The organism is Aquimarina algiphila (assembly GCF_007489275.1).
GTDB lineage: Bacteria > Bacteroidota > Bacteroidia > Flavobacteriales > Flavobacteriaceae > Aquimarina > Aquimarina algiphila.
Genome location: NZ_VLNR01000236.1, coordinates 1 through 261, shown reverse-complemented (window position 1 = coordinate 261; position 261 = coordinate 1). Strand labels below are relative to the sequence as shown.

Here is a 261-nt window from a genome sequence, read left to right as displayed (position 1 = left end):
AATTCAAAAGACGCGCGAACGAAAAAACAGCTTCAACCACCTTAAAAAAGGGAGACAACAATGTTTGGTTAGTTTGTGACTGGGGAGAATGGGATAAGCCTAAAAATGCTATTGGTGTTTGCATGTTTGAAGACAATCTTTCTTATGGGGAAGCCTGTAAAAAACTTGCTAAATTATATCATGTACAATATCAGGGGACTAAACATACTGCAAAACCTACATTTAAAAAGCGCCCTTTAAAAGCCAAGGAAAAAGAGGGCG

Annotated in this window: 1 protein-coding gene; it reads left to right on the top strand. The window is 37.9% G+C overall.

Annotated elements, in window-relative coordinates; genetic code table 11:
* Positions 1–261, top strand: a 261-nt coding sequence (locus FOF46_RS32225; protein WP_167572054.1) for a hypothetical protein, incomplete at both ends; no start/stop codon positions are given.